Genomic DNA, 21,501 nt, shown 5'->3' with positions numbered 1-21,501 from the left:
CACGAGCGAAAAGGAGGAAACGAAGATGAAAGACCATCGGATTCGGCAGCTTTTTGAAGAAGAAGCCATGGATGATAGCCGCGACCAAGCGTCCGTAGACGATGCGGCATTGATGCGAGCGATTCGCGGCGGCGTAAAGCGCGGGCAGGCATCGTCCAGAAGACGCGTTTATCAGTACGGAGGAGCGGGAGCGGCAGGTTTGGCGCTGGCGACCGGCATATTTATCGCGGCGGGCGGCGGAGACTATCTGACGCGCGCGGCCATCGTTCCGGCGCCGATCGTGGAAGAGGCGCCGCAGCCGACCGGAGAATGGGGCGAATACGAAGCGTTCCGTGCCAGCGCGTCCAACGATCCTATTTTGAAAAGCGCGTTGGATAAAGGCGAAGTGGAGCCGCTCGACGTAACGGTCGAAGGAGACGATTATACGCTGCAATTGTACGGAGCGGTGCGGGACAGCCGGAAATTATCGCTGCTTTACGAGATCAGCGGAGAGGATGTGCGTTCGACCGCGATCAGTTTGGGCAAGCTGACGGATGCTTCCGGCAAGCAGATCGGCAGTCAGGAAGACCGCCAAGACTTTTTCGTGAACGGCAGTCTGTACGGGTATGCGCGATTCGATCTGGATGCTTCGGCCGGAGCGGATCTGGAAGCCTTCAAGCTGGAGGCGCCCGTATACACGCGTACGCGAAATCCCGGTTATGACAAAGGCAGCGAGCAACTGACGGTATTGGAGGCCGAAGTAAAAGTCGATCCGGGCAGCTCCGGCGTGTTCGAAGAAAACCTTGCCGCCGGGCAGACGCTGACGGTAGCGGGGCAGGTCTTGCATGTGGAGCAGGCGCTGATCACTCCGAAAAGCGGGTATATTGTGCTGGTTCCCGACGAAGGCAACGACAAAAGCATTTCGCGCTTGATCGGGGCCAAGCTGACGGTAACGAAGGACGGTGAAACGGTCGAATCCGCAGGCGGTCTCGGCGTAGGCGTAATCGAGATGCTGACGGAAGATTCGTCGCGCTTTATTTTCACCTTCAACCGCACGCCGCTGCCGAAAAATCCGGATTCCGTCGCGTTTAGCATAGACGGGATCGAAGCGTTGGATCGCGAAGAACAGCAGCTGATCGCGAACACGGAGACGGCAAAAGTGCTGCAGGCGCCCGACGAAAAAATGACGGTGAACGTCAATCCGGGAGCGGACGGAACGGAAGTGGTGCAATTCGGCTATCCGATCGATGCGAGCAAATATTTTGAGGGCAACGATCCTCCGTCGACGATGTTCCTGTGGGAGACCTTTACCGATGCGGACGGGGTGAAGCACCCGCTTGAGACATTCGGAGCCGGAAGCGGAAGATCGATCAATCAGATTTTGCCGAACAGCAAATCGACCACGTCGACGTACCAGTACGCGTCGGGCGATTATCCGCAGCCGCTGACGTTCAAGATCATGTCTTATCCGAAAGAAATTTCGGAATATGCGGAAATTCGTTTGAAATAAAAAAATCCGCCTTTTTAAATCCGTTTGCGCGTTTGCTCCGTCAATATTGCGATTGAATTCTTTTATTATCCAGAGGAGGGTTTAAATGAGAAAAAGACTTCAAAGCACGAAACGTTTGGCGAAAGTCGGTACGGCGGCCGTTCTGGCCTCCGGCATGCTGTTCGCGCTGTCGGGTCCGTTGGCTGCTCCGACGCATGCGGCTTCGGCCGAAGCCGTGTCGGACAAGAACGCGTCGGCCGCGGATTGGGGAGCTTTCGAGGTCTTCCGCGAAGCGGTCGACGGCAACGATGTCTTTTCGGTAAAAGATTCGATCGTCATCGCGGCGTTGGATCAAGGCTATGTGGAAGCGCTGGACGATTCCGTAAGCGGAGCCGGTTATACGTTCAACGTAAAAGGCGTCGTGCGCGACAGCCAAAGCCTTACGCTGCTTTACACGCTAACCGGCGAAAAAGCTTCCGAAGCGGGACTTAGCCGATTTTCGATCAAAAACGGCGATCGGGACTTGATCGATTCGCAGGGGCTTGCCCATTCGGTCGTGGTCGACGGTACCGTTTACGGGTACGCTTCGTTCCGATTGAAAGCTTCGGACAGTCCCGTCGGAACGTTCAGCGTGACCGCCCCGGTCTACAGCCGCACGCTGAATCCGGGCTACGATCCCGACAGCAAGCTGCTGACGACGCTCAAGCTCGACGTGCAAAGCGATCCGACCCGCTTTGCTCGGCATGAAAGCCGCTTGGCGACCGGTCAAACGCTTACGGTCGACGGTCAGCGTCTGACGGTGACCGAAGCCTATGTTACGCCGCTTCGGAGTTACGTGAAGCTGACCGCGGACGAGAGCAACAGCAAAGAAATTTTCCGTTTGACCCGAGCCGGCTTGACGTTGAGCAAAAACGGCGTCGAGCAAACGTCCCGTCCGCAGTTGGGCACGTCTTACCGCGACGGATCGGATTACATTTTCCAATTCCCGAACGAGTCGCTGCTGACCGATCCCGACGGCATCGTGTTCCATGCCGACGGCATCGAAGCGTTGGGCAAAGACGAGCTGAAGCTGGTTGTGGATACCAAGAAAAACAAAGTGATTTCGTCCGCGATTCCGGGGATTGAGGTTACCGTAGAAGACGCATCGAAAGACGTGTCGAAGCTGACGCTGAAGTACCGGGTGGATCCGAAAAATTACGAAGATCCGCAAGAACTGACTTCGCTGCTTTCCTTGTCGTTCGGATTCGCGGATGCTTCCGGCAAGCAGCACGAACAAACGCAAGCGCCGGACGGTTCGGGTTACGGCCACTCGTATTCCTACGGCGGCAGCGACGAAGGCGCAGCCGTCTTGTACTTTAAAAAAGGCGATTATCCGCAGCCGCTGACGCTGGGTATCGAAGCCTATCCGAACCTGATCGGAGACTCTCAGGATATCGTATTGAAATAAATAAACACTTTGCAAAACCGTTTTTCCGGAAATCCGACCGTCGTGTCCAAGACGGTCTTTTTTTATGCCGTTTTCCGGACTTTTCGAACACTCCCTAAAATAAATCAATCGTTTTGGACGGCTGGCACGTCTTATAGACATCAGATTTTGCAAAAGGCTGATACCGGGCGGAATGCTCGCGGCGAAGGTGGCTTTTCGTCGGAAGTTTGACCCGGAGGATCGGCGAAGGCCGCTGCAGCGGCCTGGACAGGAGGGGGAACATGGAGAAAACGGCGGGGCACACCGAGTCGGAAAACAAAGAACGGTCATCACACGTGCAGGAAGAGATGTTTTTCGCGCAGGTTGCCGAAAGGCAGCGCAAGCTGTATTCGATCGCTTACAGCTATCTGCGCAGCGAATCGGATTCGTTGGAAGCCGTACAGGAAGCGACATGCCGGGCTTGGATCAAGCGGAAAAAATTGAAAAATCCCGACGTGTTCGAAAGTTGGCTGATCCGGATCGTGATCAACTGCTGCATGGACGAATTGAGGCGGAGAAAAAGGTCGTTCCCAACGGCAGAATTCGAAGAGCGGGCCGTGACGGGAGAAATGCAGAGCCATGACCGGATCGATCTGGAGCGGGCTTTCGGCAAAATGAAAAGCAAATACCGGCATCCGGTTATGCTCAAATATTATCACGGCATGACCTCGGCGCAGATCGCCGACATTCTGGGAAAGCCGGAAGGCACGATTAAAACATGGCTGCGTGAAGGACTGAAGCAGCTGAAGGGATTTTTATGACGCTGCGAACAAGGGGAGGAGATCGGCATGACCCATCATGAAGAACAAAAGCTGCTGCGCGACGCCGAACAATCGGAACGCGAATCGCGGCATATCGGCGGCACGGAACTAAGCGATGCCGTAAGACAAGGAATCGGAAAAGGGAAAAAGCGCGCTTCGCGGCGCCGAACAGCCTACGGAACGGGAACTCTCGCCGCCGCTGCCGCGGTCGTCATCGCACTGTCGGCGTCGCTGCTGCCGGGCGGCGAAAGCTCTCCTGCGCCGAGCGCCGTGACTGCGGGAGTTCAGTCGGATCCCGCCGCCGCGGGGCAGCCGGAAACTTCGGACGAAGATTCCGGCTACCTGTCGATCGACGATTATCGCTCCGTCGGCATGGAAACCAAGTTTTTTAATGCGATTAACAGAGGACACATGAAGGCGATAGGCGAAAAGCAGGAAAAAGACGGGTACACGCTGACATTGAAAGGAGCGGCTCTGGACAAACGCAAAATGTACGTGGTCGCCGAGCTGCGCAACGACAGCGACCGGGTCGTTCGCTTGACTAATCCCCTGGTCAGCTTCGACAATGTTCAAGCCGTATCTTGGTCTTTGAGTAACGGCGAAGTCCTGCCTCCCGGCGGAAGCAAATATTTGTTTATCGAAAACAAGCTGGCTTCCGGCATAGATGATCCCGATCAAGCGGTCTTCCATGCCGAAGCGTACGCCGGGGAATTCGGCGATCCAAAAGCGGAAGAGATCAGCTTCGATATTCCGTTCGAACTCGATGCGCAGGATTTGCTCGACGATACGCGAACGGTAGAAGTCGGACGGGAGCTGACGATCGACGGTCAACGGATCGAGATACAGCGAGTCATGCTTTCTCCGCTCGGCACTTACGTGGATTATGCCTACGCGGACACGAATACCAAGCATGTGTTTAGTTTGAATTCCCCGAATCTGAAGGTGAGCTCGGAAAAGAGCAGCGAAAGCCCTGCATTCCAGCAGAACGATCAGTCGGAAAACGGACAGCGCACGCTGATTTTCTCGGCCGTTCTGAACAGCCTGGACGCGGATTCGATCGTGCTCTCCGCCGAAGGCATCGCGGCGCTTGATCCCGAACAGCTCAAACTGGTCGTGGATACGGAAAAAGGCCGCATTTTGCAAGGCGGCGATTCTACTTTGAGCGTATCTGCGGATCCGAAAGAAAGAGCCTTTACGTTCGAGCAGGATATGGGCGAGTACAGCGAAGAAAACCATCGCGATGCCTCTCAGATCAGCTTCGAGGATACCGTCGTCGATGCGGAAGGCCGCACTTATTCGCTGCCGTACGCCGTTAGCGGAACGACTGAGCAGGTACAAGGCCGATTAATCGATAAAAGCACGTACCGCATAGAAGAAAAAGATGTCGTTCAACCGATCACGTTTACGATTTCGAATTATTGGAACACGAACAAAGAACAGGCGGAACTCGAACTGCTGCGTTAAAACAACGAGTGCTGAGCGAAAAGCCGTTTTTCCTTCGAGGAAAAACGGCTTTTCGCAATAGGTCGGCTTGCTTTTCGCAAAAGGGCGGGATATAGTGGGAAAAACCAACAAGCGGGAGGCGTGTTCATGACCTATTCGCAGCGAGACGGCGCGCAGGCGGGGGCTTCCTCGGACATCGCGCATCTGGAATACCGGATCGGCGAACTGAACGACCGGGCGGGGCGGCTTCTGGCCGAGATCGAAGCTTCGCAAAACGTGCCGGAAGAACGTTTACCGGAACTCAGAGCGCAATTCGAACAAGCGAAAACCGAACTGGCGGCATTGCAAAACGAGCTTTCGGCGTATGAAGACTGACGCCGAAAGCTCGTTTTTTTGCGTTTGATTCGGCATGACCTGCCCTGTTCGCAATACGGGACAGGGCCTCAAAGCGGGATAGGGATCGCGAAGCAGAAGCGTTCAGCCTTGCGATTCGGGCTTGACCGCATCCCGGTAATAGAGCCGGAACAAAATATCCTGATTGTAATTGCCGAAGCCGCTGCCGAACAGCGTCACGCCGCCGACGTGCTGGGCTTCGCTGCGCACGCCGATCCGAAGTTTCCATTCCTTGCTCGAAGGCGAGATTTGATCGAGCGTGACGGAAGACAGCGGAGTGCCGTCCATAAAGGTACCGCCGCGGTTGATCTTGAGTCTTTTCAACAGCCCGTATTGATTGATGTCGTTCGGCCACCAGGCCGGCGTCAGGTTGCCGCGCCGTTTGCCGTAATCGCCGGGGCTCGTCCAGGTGCCCAGCTCGACGCCGTTCAAATGAAACGTGATATCGGACGGCCATTCCTCGTCGATGCCCGGCGCTTCGGACGAGATTTCCATCGAAATTTCCAGTTCTTCGGGCGTTTGGCTGGATAGCAGGAAGTTCGGCGCGCGGTATTCGACAAACCCTTGCCCGAACCATAGAATGGAAGCATTCACCCGCTCCGGCGACAGGAAAAATCGCGGATCGTCGAACTGGCCGATCATTTTCTCCGTCGTCGCCAGTCCGCAGGTCGGGTGCACTTCCCAATCCGTAAAATGGCCGATCGGAACATTGACCGGATGGACGGATCGACGATCGCTTCCGGCCTTCGGCAGAATGATCTCGATGCGATCTTCGGCCAACGAGCAGACTTTGCGCGCTCCGCCCCGGCCCGCCATGCGTTCCGTGCGAATCAGCCCCGCGTTCTCCAGTTTTCGTACATGCATCGTCATAATGGCGCTGCTCAGATTCGAAGCTTCGGCCAGCTCGCGTACGTTCATCGGCCGCTCGGCGAGCAGCGACAGCAGATTGAGGCGGACTTTGCTGGCGAGCGCTTCATACACGGGCAGCGATTGTTCGGTAATATCGAGTTCCATGGCTTCCTCCAAATGGCAATGTTTTTCAACTGTTCGATAACTTATCTTCTTCCTACCAGTATATAATGCAAAGCGCGCAAAAGCACGGATTGCAGGCATGATCCTGCCCGGCGGTTTCGAAAAACGTCGAATTCGGCAAACTTGGGCAGATTCGACTGTCGAATGCGGACGAATTTCGGCAGGCTCGTTTCAGAAAGAAAGGTTCTCGTTAATAAATGAGCAAACGTAATATAAACGGTCCGTTTACCCGAACGGGCTTCAAATAAAGGAGAATAAACCGATGACGCCATTTCGACAGGACATGCATTTTTATGTAGGTACCTATGCTTCCGAAGAAGAAGAGGGAATTTTTCATTGCGTGCTGGATACGAACACCGGGGAGATGCGCCGCGTTTCCGGCATAAGCGGCATCGAAAACCCGTCCTATCTCACCGTAAGCCCGAACCGGCAAAATCTGTACGCGGCCAGCGAAAAAGAGCACGGCGAGCTTTTCTCCTATGTGATCGATCCGGAAAACGGCGAATTGCATTTGCGCGACCGCAAGGTATCGGAGGGTTCTTCGCCGTGCTACGTCGAAGCGACGCCTAACGGGAAAACGCTGCTCGCGGCCAACTACGGAGGCTGCGTCGTGGCGATGTCGGTCCGGGATCACGGCGACCTGGAGCAATCCAGCCGCGTGCGGCATACCGGATCGGGACCGAATCCGGATCGTCAGGAAGGGGCGCACCCGCATTCGTTCGTCGCGTCGCCGGACGGAAGATTCCTGTTCGCGCCCGATTTGGGAACCGATCGCATCGTGAAGTACACGCTGGAAGACGAGCAGCTTTTCAAGCAGGACGACACGGAGCTGCCGCCCGGAACCGGTCCGAGAACGCTGGCGTTCCATCCGAGCGGCAGATGGGCTTACGTCTCCGGCGAACTCGACAACACGGTGACGATGTTGGAATACGACGTGCCGAGCGGGCGGCTTCTGGGAGCTCAGCGCGTGCCGCTGCTATCTGAAGAACAGGCGGCCGATCCGGCCAATACGGCCGCCCACGCGGCCGTGTCGCCGTGCGGACGCCGTGTGTACGTTTCGAATCGGGGCGACGACAGCATCTCGATTTTTGCCGTCGATCTCGAAAACGGACGCTTGACGCCGGTCGAACGCGTGCCTTCGGGCGGGCGCGTTCCGCGCCATTTCGCGATCGCGGGTCGATATTTGCTGGCGGCCAACCAGGATAGCGGGAATATCGTTTCGTTTGCGATCGGCGAAAAAGACGGAAGCCTGACGCCGACGGGATTTTCGCTGGACTTCAACCGTCCGGTTTGCGTATGCCCCGTTCCCGAAATTCAGGAATCCTGAGGACGAACGACAGACGGACAGACGAAAGCGATAAAAGGGTCGGCGGCCGGCCCTGTCGTCAAGGAGGCGGAAGCGATGAAGGCATTCGATTACGATTTGGATTACGAAAATCTGGACCTGAGAGAAAAGCCGGAATTGTACCGGGTCGGGAAAGGCGAACAGGGCGTATTGCTCGTTCAGCCTTACAAAGGAGAGATTCTGCCGCATTGGCGTTTCAAAACGCCGGATATCGCGCGGGAGTCGTCGGAAAAGATTTACGCGATGTTTTTGGATTACAAAGAAAAAAACGACTTCGTCGGCATGGACATGGCGCGGAAGTTTTTGCAGATGGGCTACACGCGCGCGCGGAGGTATACCAACTACAAAGGCGGTCGAAAATACGCGGAAAACGGCACGCTGTCCATCCGCAAAGGCGATCCGCAGAAAGCGGAATCGGCCGCCATTTTCAAAGAAATTTGGGAAAAGGCGAAAACCGACGAGGATTATCTCCGCATGAAAGACGAGCATAAAGCCAAATACGAAACGGATTAGAGAAGCGAGAGCGGAGCCGGCGCGTCAAAAGGCCGTTCCGATACCGAATTGCGGGTATCGGAACGGCCTTTTCGGCGCGGGCTTTTTTGCGTTCGTTCAAGAAACGTGACTGGCCGGCCCGACGGGAATCTTCGGTCGCGTCCGGCAATCAGCGCGAAGACAGCGCCGCCTTCCGATCGGCATTGCCGCCGGAAGGCGAGGCTTCCGGGCGGGCGCCGCGAGGCCCCGGAGGCACGGCGGTCAGTTCGGTCCCGGCACTGGGCCCCGGGACGGCTTTCGGCTGCGCCGGAGCCGGGCGAAGCTGCGGAGAGTGCCCGGCATAAGGGCGCTCCCGCCGCTTGGAGGCGACGGGGCGCAGCGCGGCGAACCCGGCCGCCGCGAGCAGCAGCTGCGCGGCGAGCAACCACGGCGCGGCTTCCGGCCCCAGCGCCGGGTTCAGCAGCGCCGGAGTGGCTGCCAGCAGCGGCACGACGCGCCGCAAGACGGGCCGTTCGGCCCGATAGCCCGGCTCCAGCAGCCGTGCCGCAAGCAAAGCCGCCAGCAGCCAGGAAGCCAGGCGGAGCAGCGGCAGCCAAGGAGAGCCGTCAAGCTCCGGCTCCCGGGCGAACTGCCAGCCGGCCGCTCCGGCCGCGGCCAGCAGCGCGGGCACGAGCGCGGGCTTGAGCAGGCGCACGAATCCGCCGCCCCAGGACGGCCGCTCTTCCTGTTCGAGCAGCACGGCCAGCTCGTGGCGGGTCCGTTCCAGCTCGCGATGCAGCGCCGCATGCAGCAGAGGCAGGCGATCGCTTTCTTCGCCGTGCAGATAGAGGGCCAATTGACCGTCCAACTCGGATGCAAAGCCCTGCATGCCTTGGCACAGCAGCAGCCGCTCGCGGAGCCGCGATTCCCATCCCGGAGCGGGAGAAGCGAACCGGGCGTCCGACGCTTCATCCAACAGCGCGGCTGCCGAACCCAACGCTTCCAGCGCCGAGCGCAGCCTCCGCTCGCGGTTTGTCGCCCGCCGTTCCAACGCGCGCCGGGCCTGCTCGTAAATCCATATCGCAAAGGCGGCCGAAGCCAGCCAGATCACCGTTTCCATTCTGATTCGCCTTCCTCTCGCGCATCGCATAAACCTGTCTTACCCACTATTACACAAGCCCGGGGCGGCTTCAAGCTTCAAAGGTTCGAATTTGCTCAATGCGCAAAGCTTATTATTCGCAATTCCGCAGCGCGAAGCGAAGCGTTATGGCGGATTCGGGTTCTTCGCTGCAACGTTGCATGGACAAAAAGGTTCGGTGCGCGTAAAATTCGCTTCGCGGGGCAAGCAAATTATTCTCCGGAAACGGGTATAGGAATCAAGAGGACCCGATGGGTTAATATAGGACTGCGCAAGCAGCTAGCGAAAGGACGGAATCGACAATGGAATTGGAAATGATGAAAATATTAGTATTGGGCGCGGACGGGCCGATCGGCCGCCGCTTGGTAAAAGAGGCTTTGTACCGAAAATGCGAGGTGACGGTGCTGATGCAAAACCCGGCCCTGCTTCAAGAGGAACACGCAGCTTTGCACGTACGTGAGGGAGACCTGCTTGCACCCGGCGCGATCGCTTCGGCGGCGGCCGGCTGCGAAGCGATCTTGAGTGCTTTCGGAACAGAGCCGGGCGAAGGTCCTTTATTGTCGGAAGCGGCACGTTTGATTTTGGAAGGCGCGCATGCGGCAGGCGTCGGGCGCGTCATTGTGGCAGGCGGATCGGGAACGCTGCTGACGGCTCCCGGCGTTCGCGTCATGGATGCGCCGGACTATCGGGAGGAGCTGCTTCCGCTGGCGCAAGCCCATGCCGAAGCGTATGAGATTTTTGCCGAAAGCGAGTTGGAATGGACCTATGTCAGCCCGGCTGCCTGGATCGAACCCGGCAAGCGCACAGGCAATTTCCGCGTCGGCATGTCGATGCTGGTTACCGACGACGAAGGACACAGCCGGATCAGCATCGAAGATTTTGCCGCAGCGGTGATCGATGAACTGGACGATCCGAACTTTATCCGCTCGCGCTTCACGGTGGCTTATTGATCGCATGATCGAACCGAATGTCCCATGCTTGCCAAGCCTTGACTGAATTCGGCAATTCCGGAAGGAGAACGTGACAACCATGCTCATCGTAACGCCGAAGCAAATGAAAAGCATAGATCGCTATACGATCGAAGAATTGGGGATTCCGTCGCTTTCCCTGATGGAATCCGCCGGGCGAGCCATCGCCGAAGAAGTATTGGACTTGATCCGACAGCGCCGCGATTTGCCCGTTACAGGCAATCGGGGAGCGGGGACGCGGCCTGACGGTTCTGCGAAGCGCGGCGTCACCTCTGCGTCCCCCGTGCTGAACGATCCGCTGATTGCTCCGTTCGAAGGGGCAGAACGCGAGCATTGGCTGATCTTGGCGGGAAAAGGCAACAACGGCGGCGACGGTCTGGTCGCGGCTCGTTACTTGCAGGATGCGGGAGTGCAGGTGTCCGTGTTGTGCGCGGAAAATCCGGAACGCTTTTCCGAGGAAGCCGCCGCGCAGCTGGAATCCGTCCGCCGTTCAAGCATCCCCGTGCAAACGGTGCCCGATTCCGGCGAGGTATCGAATATCGATTTTGCTTCGTACACGGGCCTTGTCGACGCCTTGCTCGGAATCGGGACAAGCGGGGAACCGCGCGAGCCGTATGCGAGCTTGATTCAAGCGGCCAACGATAGCGGTCTTCCGACCATTGCGGCCGATATTCCGAGCGGTTTGGACGCAAAGACCGGTCAGACGGCGGAAGCCTGTATCCGTGCCGAGCGAACCGTCTGCATTGCTTTTTTGAAAACGGGTCTGGCGCAGTATCCGGGAGCGAAAGCGGCCGGCGAAGTGCGCGTGCGGGCAGTCGGAATTCCGCAGCTGGCAGCGTCGCGAATCGAAGATTCACCGAACACCTACCTGATCACGGAACAATCGCTGCGCGGCGTATTGAACATCGATACCTCGCGCAACCGCGAAGAAGACAGCCATAAAGGCACCTACGGCCATGCCCTGATCGTCGGCGGCAGCCGCTTGATGAGCGGAGCGGGGCTCATGTCTTCGCGCGCGGCGCTTCGGATCGGCACGGGTCTCGTGACCTGGGCGCTTCCGGCAGCGCTGCTTCCGAGCGTTGTCGGCCACGTGCCCGAACTCATGGTTGCCGAAGCGACCGCGGGAGATGCCTGGACTCGCGACTCGGCGGATACGGTGCTGAAGCTGGCCGAAAAGCTGGGCGTGTTGGCCGTAGGGCCGGGGCTGGGACGCTTCGACGGCGATACGGAATGGTTGAAAAGGCTGTGGACGGAGTCCGATGTCCCGCTCGTCATCGACGCCGACGGGTTGAACATGCTGGCGGACGCCGGCGATTTCATCGCGGATTGGGGACGCCGGGACAATGTCGTCCTGACCCCGCATCCCGGCGAAATGGGGCGTCTGCTCGGCATGCCGACGGCCGATCTGCAAAAAGACCGAATCGAAGCGGCGCGCAAGTACGCGAAGCTGCATAACGTGACGCTCGTTCTTAAAGGAGCGCGAACCGTCGTGGCTTCGCCTGACGGCGTAGCGTTCATCAATACGACAGGCCATCCCGGCATGTCCACCGGCGGGACGGGCGACGTGCTGACCGGCGTGATCTCCGGACTGATCGCGCAGAAGCTGACTCCGATCCAAGCGGCGGCTTTCGGCGTCTACCTGCACGGCAGAGCGGGAGAGCATGCTGCCGAACGGCGCGAGCATCCGGCGTCTCTGTTGGCAGGAGACGTTATTGATTCTTTGTAGACGATAAGCGAGCGCCGGCTTCAAAGCGCTTATGCAAAAAAGACAGTCCGAGCCGCAGGTACGGCTCGGACTGTCTTTTTATTTGCGAAGTCGTTTATTTTACACCCGGAACGTCGATACCGACAGATGCAGTTGGTCCGCGAGCTGCGCCAGAGCTTGGGACGACGTGGCGGTCTGTTCGCTGGCCGCCGCCGACTCTTCGCTGGCGATCGTAATTCCCGTGAGCGTGCGCATCACTTCAGCCGTTTGCGCCGCTTGCTCTTCGCTGGCCGCGGCGATACCGTTGACTTTGAGCGACGTGTTGCCGAGACGGTCGATGATTTCGCTGAACGCCCGGCCCGAATCGTTGGCGTGCTCCAGATTGGTATTGACGGCGGTCACGCTTTTTTCGATATTGAGCTGCATCGAACGGATGATGGACGTGATTTCTTTCGTCGCCGCGCCGCTGCGTTCGGCCAGCTTGCGGACTTCGTCGGCAACCACGGCAAAGCCGAGGCCCGATTCGCCGGCACGGGCCGCTTCAATCGCCGCGTTAAGGGCAAGCAGATTCGTTTGCGCCGAAATATCGTCGATCACGTTGATAATATCGCCGATCTTGGCCGAGTGTTCTTCCAATTTGCCGACCTGCTGCGTGACGTCTTCCATGCTTTTCAAAGCAAGCTGAATCGTTTCGCCGCCGGAATGCGCCATTTCCACCGTCTCGTTCGACAACTCGGCCGCGCCTTCCGCGCCTTTGGCGACATCTTCGATCGCAACGGCCATATCTTTGAACAGTTCGTTAATCGCTTGGGCGGATTGCATTTGAATCGACGTGCCTCCCGCGATTTGTTGGGTGCTCGCCGAGATTTCTTGCGAGGAAGCCGCCACGTTTTGCGCGGAATCCTGAATACCTCCGATCAATACGGACAAGGTATCCACCATTTTGTTGACGGACAGCGACAGATCGCCGATCTCGTCTTTGGCTTGGTATTCCGACTTTTCGCGCATATCGCCGTCGGCGATATTTTTCACGATGCCGACCATCTTTTTCACCGGCTTGCTGATCATGGCCGTGACGAGCGCAACCAGCAGCAGGCCGAAAACGATCGAAGCTACGATGATGACGGTCGTCCAAAGTGTAGCGCGGGAAACGTCTCCTTGCGCTTGCGTATCGGTCGTGGTCGCCTGCTGTTCGTTCAGGGTCCCCAACTTTTCGATGGTTTCGTACAAGGATTTGCTGGTCGGACCCACTTCATCCGTCACATACGCTTGAAATTCCGCGTTGGTGGACGTTTCCGCGATTTGAACGGCGTTGGCGTACAGCTGCTGATACTCGGCCCAATACTTATCGAATTCCTGAAGCAGCGTCGTTTCTTCCGCGCTCAGCGCGCTGATACGGTAAGCGCCCATATTGGTATCGACTTGCTCGCTGAGCGGCGCGATCGTGTCCGCGATTTCTCTTTTTTGCGCCTGCGTTTCGGCAATGGCGATATCGCGCGAAGTGACGCGAAGTTTAAGCAGAGAAGTTTCCGTGCTGGCCAATTGTCGCAGCGGCATCATATTGTCGCTGTAGAGCTCGTTCAAATTGTTTTTCATCATGTTGATGTTATACAGGCCATACAGACCGACGCCTGCCGTAAGCACGGTGAGCGTCATGACGACAACCATAAGCTTGGTGAAAATTTTTCGATTTCTGAACCACTGCATCCCGAATCACTCCGTTTTATTATTTTTAGGTTCAGCCTTCCCTTCGCGCAAACCTTCCGATCCCTGCCAAAGCTCCCCCCGTGGGTTCATGTAAAAGTTCGGGTGGCGGGATTTCGGAAGGAGGTGCCGCAGTAGCGCGGATCGGATGATCATTTGCCTGCTGGTTGGTTGTACCTGGTTTTTTCAAAAGCTGATATATGTATTTTTCGTCAGGCACATCTTCTTTTTTGAGAGCAAATGCTCATAATTGTAAAAAAATATGTTTTATATCCAGCGGGGCCCAGATGGTCGACAGCATAAAAAAGCCGCCGTTCCCGAAGGAAAAGCAGCCTTTTCGCGCATTTGAGTTTCTATTCCGTATCCGTGACCGCGGTCGCCAACATTTCGCGGCCGCCCATATACGGGCGAAGCGCGGGAGGGAGGTAAATCGATCCGTCCTCGCGTTGATGATTTTCCAACAGCGGAATAAGCAGGCGGGGAACGGCGACGGCCGTATTATTGAGCGTATGGCAGAAACGCGGTTTGCCGTCCGCATCCCGATAGCGCAGTCCCGCGCGTCTGGCTTGGAAGTCTCCCACATTCGAGGCCGAATGCGTTTCGCCATAAGCATTGCGGCTCGGCATCCAGGTTTCGATATCGTACTGCTTGTAATTTTTTTGCGACATATCCCCGATGCAGACCGCGACTTTGCGATAAGGAAGCTCAAGCAGGTCCAGCAAATCTTCGGCGTTGCGCGTGATCTCTTGCAGCAGGCGTTCCGATTCTTCTGCTTCGCCCCGGCAGATCACGACTTGTTCGACTTTGGCAAATTGATGCACCCGATACAGCCCGCGCACGTCCCGTCCCGCCGATCCGACCTCGCTGCGGAAGCAGGTCGAGATGCCGGCGACGCGGATCGGCTCCGCGACATCCAGCGTCTCGTCCGCAAAGTAGGCAATCAACGGGACCTCCGACGTGCCGACCAGCCAAGCGTCTTCGCCTTCGATCCGATACGCCTGATCCTGTCCGGCGGGGAAAAATCCCGTTCCTTGCATAGCCTTGGTTCGTACCATCAGCGGAACATCCATGGCGGTGAACCCGCGCTCGTCAAGAAAATCCAGTGCAAGCTGCTGGACGGCACGCTGAAGCTTGAGCCCGTCGCCTTTCAAAAAGTAGCTGCGGCTTCCGGCAACTTTGACGCCGCGCTCCATGTCGAATAATCCGTGCAACTCACCGAGTTCGACATGGTCCCGCGCTTTAAAGTCGAATTGAGGAATTTGTCCGGTCCTGCCCAACTCGACGTTGTCCGCATCCGAACGGCCTGTCGGCGTATCCGGCGATACCAAATTCGGTACCCGTTCCATCAAATGCTGATAACGCTGAAGCACCGTGTCCAATTCCGCTTCGATCCCCGCCAATTCGTCCCGATCCAGACGCATCTGTTCTTTTGCCGCTTGGGCTTCATCCTGTTTGCCCGCAGCGATCTTCGCGCCGATGTCTTGAGTGCGACGGTTGCGCCGCGCGCGCAGCTGCTCGGCCTGCCCCGCAAGTTCGCGCCTGCGCATATCCGTCTCCAGCAATTCCTCGATCGAAACCGCGATTTTTTTTCCGTCCGCTGCCGCTTGAAATTGTGCCGCTTGCTCCCGAATCGTTCGAATATCCATCATGTTAAGCACGCTCCTCTGAGTGATTGGTGTGAAAAAACGCAAAAACGCCCTCTCGTTTGGGACGAGGGGCGTTCTATCTACGCTCGCGGTGCCACCCAATTTGACCGTTCCCGAAGGAACGATCCGCTCTGGAGTTTCGCGATAACGGGCGAATACCGGTTGACTTAGGCGGTCGATGACAGGCGGTTATCGCTGCTGACCCTTGACGAAAACGCCTCGGAGTTGGATTCTCTTCATCGGCATGGTGGAGTTCTAAAATTATGTTTCTCAGTATAACGCCGAGGCGAGGTGCCGTCAACCGTGAGTTCAGCCTAACAAAAAGAGGCCCGGATTCGGGGGAATCCGGAGCCTGAAGGTGCATCTCATTTACGTATAGGTTGGGGAGGGATGCACCGGAAGGGAAGGAGAAGAAAAAGATATGATGAAGCGGGTCTCGGCGTCGGAAGCGAAGTCCAGTTGAGAGATACCGGCCGGGAAGCCGCGGAACACCCTAAGGTGAAAAAGCTGCAAAATCTTTCGAAGGTCGGACGAGCGGCGAAGGCGGATTGAAATGTCCGATTTTGTCGAATGCTGACTGACTTGCTTGTCGTCCGGCGCGTTCCGGACCGTAAGGCGGTTTGGAATTAAGCGCTGATGGCGTTGTAGCGGCTCGACAGTTCTTCGAACCATTCTTTGTCCTTGAGCTGCAGAGCCAGGTCGATCAGGTTGTTCAGCTCCGTGCGCTCCAGTTCCACTTGGTCGTTGAAGCTGACCGTAGCGGAGATCGCGATGCGTTCGTCGGCAGGAGCGGAGAGGTCGATATCCACGTTCACTTCGACTTCGGCGTCCATGTATTCTTTCTTGAGGAAGTAGATCACTTCGCAAAGGATAACGGGTCTAACGTAGCTCTCGAAAGAGCAATCCATAACTTTTACCCAGTAGTGAGGATTGGAGAAGTGCAGCGTCTGTCCGGCTTCGGCATCGTTGTTTTGAATGTCCTGCGTCAGTTCGAGCATAACCGGCTCTGCTTCGAAAAACTTCGTAATTTGTTTATGGAGAACTTCCTTGATTCCTTGTGTATTCAGCGTGATCATGACTGCTGCACCTCTCTCTTTCATTATTTGTCGTTTAGTAAATGACTTTGTCGATTTTTGTTGTTGTTTTGTTTTGATATTTTATTTATCGGTGAAGGAAAACGAAAGTTTATAGGTTTTTTAAAAAGATTTCGCAAAATCTACTCGTAAAAGATTAATAGGAACTTCTTCCGATACGCGTTTCTTTTCACGGACGCAAAAAAGTACCGGAGGGTCCTATAGGACTCCTCCGGTACCGGGAACATCGTCTATTGCGTTAATTACTTATCGAGTTTCGGAAGTTTTTTCGCTTGTTCTTCAACTTCGCGAATCGGCTCCTCGTCCACTTTTTCTTCGATTTTCTTCGACGTGAACCAGCCGATCAAAGCGATAGCGACGAGAACGACGTAGAAGGTCGTTTTCCAGATCGTGCCTTCGACAAAGTCGTGAGGAACCAGGCCGATCGCTTCATGACCCAGTGTGTGCATGCCGAGCTTGACGCCGACCCAGCCTACGATAACGAATGCCGCGGTTTCCAGACCCGGGCGCGAGTGCAGCAGGCCGACGAACAGGTTGGCCGCGAAACGCATGATCACGAGACCGATGAAACCGCCTGCGAAGATAACCGCGAATTGTCCGGCATCCAGACCGCCGATCGTGCCCCAGTTGGTTGGAGGCAATGCGACCGCGAGCGCTACGGCTGCGAGAATGGAGTCGACCGCGAACGCAAGGTCAGCCAGCTCGACTTTGAATACGACGCCCCAGAAGCTGACTTTTTTCTTGCCGACGCCTTTGCCTTCCGCGGATTCTTCCGCTTCGTCGGTTTCGGTTTTCCTGCTGCGAATGGCTTTAATGATATGATTCAACGAAATGAACAGCAGGTATGCGGCTCCGATCGCCTGGATCCACCAGACGTCGACCAGGAACGAGATGACGAACAAGGAACCGAAACGGAGCACGAACGCCCCGACAAGACCGTAGAACAAAGCCTTTTTACGCTGTTCTTCCGGAAGGGGTTTAACCATGATAGCCAGTACGAGCGCGTTATCCGCGGCAAGCAGGCCCTCCAACGCGATCAGTACGAGCAGTACCCATCCGTACTCAAGCATCAACGACAAATCCATCTGCTTCTCTCCTTTTAATGTGGGATAGGTTCCCTTTCTTTTTACGAAAAGACCCCAATAAAACAAAAGAGACTTTTACCGCCAAAGGGTACGAATGAATATGCGTGTCTGCACGAATAAACAAACGTAACCTAAAGCGGTAAAAGTCTCGCTAACAACGATGGTTGCCAACAAAGCCGGGGATATTCTCCCGTATTGACGACTTTGCTGTAAAAGCTACTCCCTCTTACCCGGTTAAGGAAAGATCAAGTATGCGGTTGTGGGGTCTTCCATAAATTTAAGCTTATCTTACTCAACGAAAAGCAAATTGTCAACAATTAAATACTGAAATGGATTTATATAGGACAACATTTACATAAAGACTTTTTCCCGCTCCCATAATACGACTTCGCCGCGCTCCAAGCTTTCGGGAATGCGGATCAGGCGTTGGTTGGAGCTCCCGCGATACAGCAGCGATACGTCCCGCAGTTCCTGCTCAAAGCGTCCGTCTACCAAGACGTGGCCGCGTCGAAGAAGTCCGTACTCGTCCGATTCCGGCCTGGCCGCAAGCTGTTCGAATGTATATCCGGTGTACATCCATACATTAAGCCCCGGGATGCTCTCGCGCGCCAAATCAATGAAGGAACTTGCTTCCGCCGCGGAAAAGAACGGATCGCCGCCGGCCAGGGTTAGTCCGTCGAGCAGCGGATTCTCCGCCATTTCCCGAATGATTTCGCGTTGGCGCTTGTCGTCGAACGGTTCGCCGTGATTGAAATTCCAGGTGCGTGCGCTGAAGCAGCCTTTGCAATAATGCTTGCAGCCGCTGATGAAGACCGAGGCGCGCAGACCTTCTCCTTCATTAATGGACTCGGGATAATACCCGCAAAGATTCATGATCGAACACCTCCTTACCGCAAAAGAGCGGACTCGCAGCTTTTTATTGCCGAGGCGCTGCTTGTCCGGCATGCTTCACGCGGTCGCGGACCTCGGCTTGTTTGGCTCCGTTGAAACGGGTCTGATAATCGCCTGTCAGATAACCCGTCACGCGGCGAAGGCGGGAGATATGCACTTCGGTTTCCTTTTTCCCGCAAGAAGGGCACGATTCTCCGATGATCCCTTCATGACCGCATGACGTGCAGCGGTCGATCGGGTGGTTGATGCTGAAGTAGCTGACGTTCTGATCCAGCGCATAGGCTACGATCTTGCGGAACGCTTCAGGATTGCTGCGCACATTGCCGTCCAGCTCGATGTACGAGATCGCGCCCGCGTTGCAGACTTCGTGGAACGGAGCTTCGAGCGAAATCTTGCGTGCCGCCGACGTTTGGAAATAGACCGGCACGTGGAACGAGTTCGTATAATATTCGCGATCCGTCACGCCCGGAATGCATCCGTATTCTTTGGCATCGTTCTTGGTGAACTTGCCCGACAGGCCTTCCGCCGGAGTCGCGAACAACGTGATGTTGAGATTATGCTTTTCGCTCATGGCATCGCAGTAAGCGCGCATATGACGAACGACCGCCAGCGCTTTGGCATAGACGTCTTCGTTTTCCGCATGGTGCTTGCCGTACATGGCTTTCATGGACTCGGCAATGCCGATGAAGCCGATCGACAGACTGCCGTGCTTGAGCAGATCTTCGACCTTGTCGTCCGGACCGAGCGCGTCGCCGCCTTCCCATACGCCTTCGCGCATCATGAAGTCGGACGCTTTTGCAGGCTGCTTGGCTTGGATGCGGTAACGGTGCAGCAGACCGGTCATGGCGATATCAAGCGCTTCGTCCAGCATTTCGTAAAAGCCTTCTTCGTCGGCCCGTTTTCGCTCGCCGAGCACGATCCCGTTCTCGATGCCCAACTTCACCAGATTGATCGTATTGAACGACAGATTGCCTTTGCCCGACAGATGATTGCGGCCGAAGCGGTCGGCGACCACGCGGGTCCGGCAGCCCATCGTCGCGAATTCCGTATTCGGATCGCCCGGCACGTAATATTCCATATTAATAGGGGCATCGAGATTGGCGAAGTTCGGATACAGCCGCTTGGTCGAGCATTCGATCGCTTTCAAGAACAGGTCGTAGTTCGGCTCGCCGATCGACTGGTTGATGCCTTTTTTGCATTTGAAGATTTGGATCGGGAAGATCGGCGTCTGTCCCTGACCGAGTCCGCGCATGGTCGATTCCATCAGGCTTTCCATGACCAAGCGGCCTTCGCTGGATGTGCAGGTGCCGTAGTTAATGCTGGTAAAAGGAATCTGGCCGCCGCCGCGGCTCGACATCGTGTTCAGGTTATGGACCAAGCTTTCCGCCGCCTGGAACGTCTCTTGGCGCGTCTCTTGGTAGGCGTAGCGGTAAGCATGCGGATAGCGGTCGCGCAGATCGGTGTTATCCATATAAATCTCTTCGTCAGCCGGACCTTCCGGTGTCGCAGAGCCTGCCAGGATCTCGTCGCCTTCTTTGAAACTCTCGAAGTACGATAAGCCTTTGCGGAAATGCTTAATGAAGGAACGTCCGACGTAAGGCGCCAGATCGTGGTCGATTTTGTTCGCGGACACGCCGCCGTATTGCGCATTTTGCTGACATTGGAAAATGATCGCGACCAGCGCCATGGCCGTCATGATCGTGCGCGGGGTGCGCAGATCGCCGTTGCCCGTGCTGAAGCCTTCGGCGAGCAATTTATCGAAGGGAATGAAAATACAGTTGGTCGTGCCGACCGCGTAATGATCCAGATCATGCACATAGACGGTATTCCCGCGAATGGCGGCTTCCACTTCTCTCGGCAGAATATGCAGGCGCGCGTACCATTTCGCATATTCGCTGCCGAATTTGCTTATTTTGCCTGAAAAACTGTCTCCGTTCAGGTTCGCGTTCTCGCGCAGCGTCTCGGTGTCGAGACTGTCCGCGATATCGCGTCCGAGTTTGGTGATTTCCTCAAGCGCGTCGATTTCTTTGCTGCGTGCCGCCGGGAAAAGCGGAAGAGTCGTGCTCATTGTGGGTTCCGTCCTTTCGATATGAGTTGGTTTCCGATGCCTGTCCGTACTGCGGCCGGGAAGCAATCTCCGTGTCTTGAAATAGGTAAGCCGCGGTTCCGAGAGGAGGAATCGCGGTCTTGTACGTTTTGCGCCGAACACCATATTTGGCTTTCGATTACTTAATCTACACCTACATATGGTATCTGTGAAGCGAGATGATACGACTTGCCACATAATGGACACAAACTATAGGCGAAAATTTAATAAAATCGTCAAGGTTGAAAACGCCTTTTTTACACGAAGCCCATAGTGGTGCGGTTTGCGTCGAAATTCGATTTTTGGACAGGTTCGCGTTACAATAAAAAGACGTAAAAACGGAATTGACAGCCCGCCTTTTTCATGACTATAAGCTTGTCTCAAGTTCAAAGGAGGAGATCAAAATGGCAATCGCAGAGGTAACGATCATCCCGATCGGAACAGGAACGACCAGTCTGAGCGGGTACGTGGCGGATATGCAGCGGAAACTGGAAAGTATCGAAGGCATAACGTATGAGCTGACTTCGATGAGCACGATTATTGAAGGACCGCTGGATCGAATCTTGGCTGCGGTCAAAGAATTGCACGAGCATACCTTCGAATCCGGCGCGCAGCGCGTCTCGACGTCGATCAAGATCGACGACCGCCGCGACAAAACCGGATCATCCGCGCAAAAGCTCGCTTCGGTCCAGGCCAAGTTGGCTGAACGAGGCGCGGCAGAATAGGGATTAATGAAGGGGAAAGACCTATTTTGACTTTTTTGGAGAAGTACCTTGCGCATCCCCGAGAAAGGTGTATAATGTATT

The 21,501-nt window shown here is 56.0% G+C and carries 18 protein-coding genes; 10 read left to right on the top strand and 8 right to left on the bottom strand.

Annotation, left to right across the window (positions count from 1 at the left end; all coding sequences use genetic code 11):
* Positions 1 to 25: 25 nt before the first annotated feature.
* From HRQ63_RS15595 to HRQ63_RS15575, 5 genes are all read left to right on the top strand, one after another.
* A complete protein-coding gene (locus HRQ63_RS15595) occupies positions 26 to 1,489 on the top strand; it encodes a hypothetical protein (RefSeq protein WP_172245388.1) in 1,464 nt (487 codons plus the stop codon).
* A gap of 85 nt (positions 1,490 to 1,574) precedes the next feature.
* The gene (locus HRQ63_RS15590; RefSeq protein WP_172245386.1) at positions 1,575 to 2,915 is read left to right on the top strand and encodes a DUF4179 domain-containing protein; all 1,341 of its coding nucleotides are present in this window, start codon (positions 1,575 to 1,577) and stop codon (positions 2,913 to 2,915) included.
* 260 nt (positions 2,916 to 3,175) lie between these two features.
* Entirely contained in the window at positions 3,176 to 3,694 is a 519-nt protein-coding gene (locus tag HRQ63_RS15585) for an RNA polymerase sigma factor (protein WP_172245384.1), read from the top strand.
* A gap of 27 nt (positions 3,695 to 3,721) precedes the next feature.
* Entirely contained in the window at positions 3,722 to 5,158 is a 1,437-nt protein-coding gene (locus tag HRQ63_RS15580) for a DUF4179 domain-containing protein (RefSeq protein ID WP_172245382.1), read from the top strand.
* 126 nt (positions 5,159 to 5,284) lie between these two features.
* Positions 5,285 to 5,512, top strand: a complete 228-nt coding sequence (locus HRQ63_RS15575; protein WP_172245380.1) for a hypothetical protein — start codon at positions 5,285 to 5,287, stop codon at positions 5,510 to 5,512.
* A gap of 102 nt (positions 5,513 to 5,614) precedes the next feature.
* Here HRQ63_RS15575 and HRQ63_RS15570 read toward each other — a convergent pair whose 3' ends face one another.
* On the bottom strand, positions 5,615 to 6,544 hold the full coding sequence (locus tag HRQ63_RS15570) for an ArsR/SmtB family transcription factor (protein ID WP_172245378.1): 930 nt from the start codon (positions 6,542 to 6,544) through the stop codon (positions 5,615 to 5,617).
* A 280-nt stretch (positions 6,545 to 6,824) separates the two neighbouring features.
* Here HRQ63_RS15570 and HRQ63_RS15565 point away from each other — a divergent pair, with 280 nt between their 5' ends.
* On the top strand, positions 6,825 to 7,889 hold the full coding sequence (locus tag HRQ63_RS15565) for a lactonase family protein (RefSeq protein ID WP_172245376.1): 1,065 nt from the start codon (positions 6,825 to 6,827) through the stop codon (positions 7,887 to 7,889).
* A 75-nt stretch (positions 7,890 to 7,964) separates the two neighbouring features.
* Positions 7,965 to 8,420, top strand: a complete 456-nt coding sequence (locus HRQ63_RS15560) for a DUF4385 domain-containing protein (protein ID WP_172245374.1) — start codon at positions 7,965 to 7,967, stop codon at positions 8,418 to 8,420.
* Positions 8,421 to 8,568: 148 nt separating this feature from the next.
* Here HRQ63_RS15560 and HRQ63_RS15555 read toward each other — a convergent pair whose 3' ends face one another.
* Positions 8,569 to 9,498: a hypothetical protein gene (locus tag HRQ63_RS15555; RefSeq protein WP_172245373.1), complete on the bottom strand. Its 930-nt coding sequence runs from the start codon at positions 9,496 to 9,498 to the stop codon at positions 8,569 to 8,571.
* Between the two features lie 335 nt (positions 9,499 to 9,833).
* Between HRQ63_RS15555 and HRQ63_RS15550 the strand changes: the two genes are divergently transcribed.
* Both HRQ63_RS15550 and HRQ63_RS15545 read left to right on the top strand, forming a co-directional pair.
* Positions 9,834 to 10,466 (top strand): NAD(P)-dependent oxidoreductase, encoded by a 633-nt coding sequence (locus HRQ63_RS15550; RefSeq protein WP_172246115.1) that lies wholly within the window; start codon positions 9,834 to 9,836, stop codon positions 10,464 to 10,466.
* Positions 10,467 to 10,545: 79 nt separating this feature from the next.
* On the top strand, positions 10,546 to 12,210 hold the full coding sequence (locus tag HRQ63_RS15545; protein WP_172245371.1) for an NAD(P)H-hydrate dehydratase: 1,665 nt from the start codon (positions 10,546 to 10,548) through the stop codon (positions 12,208 to 12,210).
* A gap of 99 nt (positions 12,211 to 12,309) precedes the next feature.
* On the opposite strand, the gene HRQ63_RS15540 is transcribed toward HRQ63_RS15545, so the two are convergent.
* From HRQ63_RS15540 to HRQ63_RS15515, 6 genes are all read right to left on the bottom strand, one after another.
* Positions 12,310 to 13,896 (bottom strand): methyl-accepting chemotaxis protein, encoded by a 1,587-nt coding sequence (locus HRQ63_RS15540; protein WP_172245369.1) that lies wholly within the window; start codon positions 13,894 to 13,896, stop codon positions 12,310 to 12,312.
* A 350-nt stretch (positions 13,897 to 14,246) separates the two neighbouring features.
* The gene (gene serS / locus HRQ63_RS15535) at positions 14,247 to 15,542 is read right to left on the bottom strand and encodes a serine--tRNA ligase (protein ID WP_172245367.1); all 1,296 of its coding nucleotides are present in this window, start codon (positions 15,540 to 15,542) and stop codon (positions 14,247 to 14,249) included.
* Positions 15,543 to 16,165: 623 nt separating this feature from the next.
* A complete protein-coding gene (locus HRQ63_RS15530; protein ID WP_172245365.1) occupies positions 16,166 to 16,615 on the bottom strand; it encodes an IDEAL domain-containing protein in 450 nt (149 codons plus the stop codon).
* Between the two features lie 260 nt (positions 16,616 to 16,875).
* A complete protein-coding gene (locus HRQ63_RS15525; RefSeq protein ID WP_172245363.1) occupies positions 16,876 to 17,718 on the bottom strand; it encodes a TerC family protein in 843 nt (280 codons plus the stop codon).
* Between the two features lie 351 nt (positions 17,719 to 18,069).
* Positions 18,070 to 18,591, bottom strand: coding sequence for an anaerobic ribonucleoside-triphosphate reductase activating protein (gene nrdG, locus HRQ63_RS15520; RefSeq protein WP_172245361.1), 522 nt, complete (start codon positions 18,589 to 18,591; stop codon positions 18,070 to 18,072).
* A 43-nt stretch (positions 18,592 to 18,634) separates the two neighbouring features.
* Positions 18,635 to 20,677: an anaerobic ribonucleoside triphosphate reductase gene (locus tag HRQ63_RS15515; protein ID WP_172245359.1), complete on the bottom strand. Its 2,043-nt coding sequence runs from the start codon at positions 20,675 to 20,677 to the stop codon at positions 18,635 to 18,637.
* Positions 20,678 to 21,099: 422 nt separating this feature from the next.
* Here HRQ63_RS15515 and HRQ63_RS15510 point away from each other — a divergent pair, with 422 nt between their 5' ends.
* Positions 21,100 to 21,420, top strand: coding sequence for an MTH1187 family thiamine-binding protein (locus tag HRQ63_RS15510; RefSeq protein WP_172245357.1), 321 nt, complete (start codon positions 21,100 to 21,102; stop codon positions 21,418 to 21,420).
* Positions 21,421 to 21,501 lie beyond the last annotated feature (81 nt).

It is taken from the genome of Saccharibacillus endophyticus (assembly GCF_013185185.1).
GTDB lineage: Bacteria > Bacillota > Bacilli > Paenibacillales > Paenibacillaceae > Saccharibacillus > Saccharibacillus endophyticus.
Note: the sequence above shows the minus strand (reverse complement) of the source record. Positions and strands in the feature narration are given on the sequence as shown.

Excerpts from the sequence above, each read along its gene's own strand:
- HRQ63_RS15560 (WP_172245374.1), top strand. The coding sequence starts at position 7,965 with ATGAAGGCATTCGATTACGATTTGGATTACGAAAATCTGGACCTGAGA.
- nrdG (WP_172245361.1), bottom strand. The coding sequence starts at position 18,591 with ATGAATCTTTGCGGGTATTATCCCGAGTCCATTAATGAAGGAGAAGGT.
- HRQ63_RS15575 (WP_172245380.1), top strand. The coding sequence starts at position 5,285 with ATGACCTATTCGCAGCGAGACGGCGCGCAGGCGGGGGCTTCCTCGGAC.
- serS (WP_172245367.1), bottom strand. The coding sequence starts at position 15,542 with ATGATGGATATTCGAACGATTCGGGAGCAAGCGGCACAATTTCAAGCG.
- HRQ63_RS15545 (WP_172245371.1), top strand. The coding sequence starts at position 10,546 with ATGCTCATCGTAACGCCGAAGCAAATGAAAAGCATAGATCGCTATACG.
- HRQ63_RS15570 (WP_172245378.1), bottom strand. The coding sequence starts at position 6,544 with ATGGAACTCGATATTACCGAACAATCGCTGCCCGTGTATGAAGCGCTC.
- HRQ63_RS15580 (WP_172245382.1), top strand. The coding sequence starts at position 3,722 with ATGACCCATCATGAAGAACAAAAGCTGCTGCGCGACGCCGAACAATCG.
- HRQ63_RS15530 (WP_172245365.1), bottom strand. The coding sequence starts at position 16,615 with ATGATCACGCTGAATACACAAGGAATCAAGGAAGTTCTCCATAAACAA.
- HRQ63_RS15585 (WP_172245384.1), top strand. The coding sequence starts at position 3,176 with ATGGAGAAAACGGCGGGGCACACCGAGTCGGAAAACAAAGAACGGTCA.
- HRQ63_RS15550 (WP_172246115.1), top strand. The coding sequence starts at position 9,834 with ATGAAAATATTAGTATTGGGCGCGGACGGGCCGATCGGCCGCCGCTTG.
- HRQ63_RS15555 (WP_172245373.1), bottom strand. The coding sequence starts at position 9,498 with ATGGAAACGGTGATCTGGCTGGCTTCGGCCGCCTTTGCGATATGGATT.
- HRQ63_RS15510 (WP_172245357.1), top strand. The coding sequence starts at position 21,100 with ATGGCAATCGCAGAGGTAACGATCATCCCGATCGGAACAGGAACGACC.
- HRQ63_RS15540 (WP_172245369.1), bottom strand. The coding sequence starts at position 13,896 with ATGCAGTGGTTCAGAAATCGAAAAATTTTCACCAAGCTTATGGTTGTC.
- HRQ63_RS15515 (WP_172245359.1), bottom strand. The coding sequence starts at position 20,677 with ATGAGCACGACTCTTCCGCTTTTCCCGGCGGCACGCAGCAAAGAAATC.
- HRQ63_RS15525 (WP_172245363.1), bottom strand. The coding sequence starts at position 17,718 with ATGGATTTGTCGTTGATGCTTGAGTACGGATGGGTACTGCTCGTACTG.
- HRQ63_RS15590 (WP_172245386.1), top strand. The coding sequence starts at position 1,575 with ATGAGAAAAAGACTTCAAAGCACGAAACGTTTGGCGAAAGTCGGTACG.
- HRQ63_RS15565 (WP_172245376.1), top strand. The coding sequence starts at position 6,825 with ATGACGCCATTTCGACAGGACATGCATTTTTATGTAGGTACCTATGCT.
- HRQ63_RS15595 (WP_172245388.1), top strand. The coding sequence starts at position 26 with ATGAAAGACCATCGGATTCGGCAGCTTTTTGAAGAAGAAGCCATGGAT.